Genomic DNA, 3362 nt, shown 5'->3' on the forward strand with positions numbered 1-3362 from the left:
TTTTCTTTGGTTTAAAATTATAAAACTCTCTCGTCATTTCAACCTCATATCTCTCTTATCTTACCTTCTGCAAGAAGCTGACTAATAGATTTAGAAAGCTCGTACTATGTTCCCTTATCTGGCTGGTTAAACCTAGGTATTGCGGGCCCAGCAGCATAGATAGGGACAAGAACCTCATAGATTTTATATGATTTATTTAGCGTATCCAATGGTAATGTACGTCTCTCAAAATACAGAACTGCGCGAGCAGCTTTACCAGGCTAAACAGATAGTTAAAGGGATTAAGGATGTGCTTGTTTAGTGGACTGAATGGGTATTAGATAATAAAAAAGCTGGGAAGAATTTATTTCTTTCCCGGCTTTCGTTTTAAATAGTTTCGAACTTGATAACATCAGGAGGGAAGCTATCAGGAAATGATTTATATTTAAGCCTGTTTGCTAATAAACTTTCTAAAAAAGTACTCAGCCCATTGTCAGAATACTCAACTTCAGGCGATCTTGATGGAATAATAGCGGTCCCCCATAAATCACTATTCACTTTAGAATTTACAACCCAAAAAATATAATCACCATTATCAGTAACCCCCACTGGAATCAATCCATTATCTTTTGGATATAATTGATATTTATAATAATCGCTATCTGACTCGATCAGATAATTAAGATCCTCTAGAATAAATTTATATTGTTCAAAAAATTCACATCTTCATTTTGGCTAAATGGGTTAAATATAACAATAAATTCTGAAATGCGACCCGACCCATATGTATTTATAAAATCAACATAATCAGACGGAAAAGATAAATTATCCTCAATCAAAGGCCATTTCATGCCCTTGCCCGATTCTGAAGGGGAAACTGGTGCTGTTAGTATCGAAATTAGACTATTTATTGGCATATTTACATTCCCGGTGGATTAAGTACTGTAACGTGTTCGAAGAATCCTCCTGATCCTTCTGCTTTTATTGTAATATCAGCCAGCATTCTGGAAGGGCCATGATAAATAGGAGTTATGTTTAGATCAACAACTTCCCCTTGTTCCAAAGTCTTCCGTATTCGACCTTCTATTCCAATCATCACTGGTGTATTGGCAGGTCGTTGTGGAATAGAAATTAGATTGCGAACATCATCATCAGAGCAACCTAACTGACGACCAAGCAAATGTCCTCTTGCCCGATGACAACCAGCTCCGGTAATAAATCCGGGAGGTTGAATATTGGTATTTGTGTGCGTTCCAGTATTTATATGGCTTGCATTTAATCGAGCCTGCACACCTGGTGGCCGACCTAAGATATCCAGTTCACCATATTTGATACCGCAATTCGTTAATCCCAGCGGATCGATCCAACTAAGAGGGTTAGGCGCATACTGATAAAGGTTTATCCCCCCCGCCAGCCCTATCGAATCAAGTTACGTAAATTTTCCACACTCTGGGTCATAGTATCTGAATAAGTTATAATGCAGTCTTGCCTCACAACCACAGTCCTCCATTGAGAATGCAAATGTAGAATTATCCGCCAACTAAATTCATTTGTAGTTCATTAGCCAACTCAACTATGTCTTTATCTTGACTACGCATTCCTAATTTTATATGTGTATTTAATAATGCATTATTTTTTATAACATACAAAAATTCACCAATTTCTTTATATAAATAATAGTCTAAATCTTTTTTATAAAAATCAGATATGATATTCCCGACTAACTCATGTCGAGTTAACAGCCATCCACGTGAAATTATAATATTTCTCGCCATTTTCTTTTCTTCATCATTACCAATGATCGATATATTTATAAGTTTCTCGATAAATAAATCAGATAAAGAAAAATCAAGCAGGCCATCTTTTATCAATTTCAAAGATACTCTTCTATGTTCACTATCGGTTGAACACAGCAAAAACATTAAATCAGGATCACATTCAAGAATTAGTGAACGAACAAGATAATAGTATTGATTTAGAGCGGTTTCCTGTAACTCATATTTCGACCATGTAATTCCATTATGCTGGACTGAATCAACAAAATTGCGAGTTTCTTCATTAAAAAAATCTTCAATAGCAATAAATTTTTTTATTAAATCTTTCATATTTTACCACCATACTCCCATGGTAATGAATTAAACAAATTATTGAACTCATCTGGCGTCATATCTCTAGTAGGATACACTGTTGAGTGTCCAGGAGACATATACCCTCCGGGCATATCACGCCCATCGTGTTTAATACCTAACCCATCAGGCATTTTCACATCTTCACGTAAAGTATGATAATGTCCCTGTAAACCAGATTCTTCAGGTGTTCTGGTCACTGATTTACCTTGAGGTCTTGTCTTACCTGCTTGTGAAGGAAGCAAGCCATGCTCATTGGGGGCCAAATCTCGCTCACGAATACCTTTTGGCCCGCTCTTATTTCCGAATGCACAAAGCCGTTGTAACCCCCACGGATCCACCCAACTCAACGCATTCGGCGCATAACTATAGAGGTTTAATCCCCCCGCCAGCCCTATCGGATCCTGCTGGGTAAACCTTGCGCTATCCGGGTCGTAATAACGAAACAAATTGTAGTGCAACCCGGTCTCACGATCCAGGTATTGCCCCTGCATACGCAGGTTCTGCGCATACCCTGTACCCTATGGTATCGACTCGTGCAGCAGTTTACCCCACGCGCTGTTCTGCCCTTCCCAGCGGATATGTCCTTCACGGTCCGTCATCCGTTCTGGCGTACCGTTCGGCTGACAGTGAAACCAGAAGATATCCGGATCCTCTGCGCCATCAATACGCGCCAGCGGTTCATAACTTTCCCCGTCGCTATAGACATAAGTCAGGGGCACATCGTCGTGAATTTCCTGCAACAGGCGAAAACCTTCCCACAGAAAACGTGTCGTCACCTGCTTTCCTGACTGTCTGCCCCCCAGCGTCTGCTGGCCTGTTTTGCTGATACGCCGGCCGAGCGGATCATAACGGAAACTGACCTGTGTTTGTGGTTTGTTGCGATCCCTCGGTACTGCCACCACATCGGTTACCGTGATATTTCAGAGGGAGCAGCGTGCTTATGACCGATTATGACGAGGTGCAGGAGCTGTGAGAGTAGCTTTATCAGGCCAGACAGGTGGTTAATGGAGTGAAGGACGTACTGATTGAGTGGGCTAAACGGAAATTAAATAATAAAAGAGCCGGGAAGATATAATTTCATTCCCAGCTTTTGTTATTTATGGCATCAGTTTTTTAATATCTTCAGTGGTCAAACTAAAACTATCACTAGTATTTTTATTTAACCCCAAACTAAATTTATTATTTTTCTTTTGTAACCAATGATAAAATCTAATAAATATATCCTCATTATCCTCTGTCAACTCCATAAAACCA

Annotated in this window: 1 protein-coding gene and 2 pseudogenes; all 3 read right to left on the bottom strand. The window is 39.6% G+C overall.

Translation table 11 applies throughout. The features are described from left to right. Positions 1–898: 898 nt before the first annotated feature. Positions 899–1471, bottom strand: a pseudogene (locus AAIG39_RS25520) (DNA/RNA non-specific endonuclease); the annotation flags it as partial. Positions 1472–1508: 37 nt separating this feature from the next. Next, the gene (locus AAIG39_RS25525) at positions 1509–2084 is read right to left on the bottom strand and encodes a hypothetical protein (RefSeq protein ID WP_343195042.1); all 576 of its coding nucleotides are present in this window, start codon (positions 2082–2084) and stop codon (positions 1509–1511) included. Continuing rightward, a pseudogene (locus AAIG39_RS25785) lies at positions 2081–3010 on the bottom strand (RHS repeat-associated core domain-containing protein); the annotation flags it as partial. The pseudogene AAIG39_RS25785 and the gene AAIG39_RS25525, both read right to left, overlap by 4 nt. Positions 3011–3362 lie beyond the last annotated feature (352 nt).

Origin of the sequence: Phytobacter palmae (assembly GCF_039409775.1) — a bacterium.
Lineage (GTDB): Bacteria > Pseudomonadota > Gammaproteobacteria > Enterobacterales > Enterobacteriaceae > Phytobacter > Phytobacter palmae.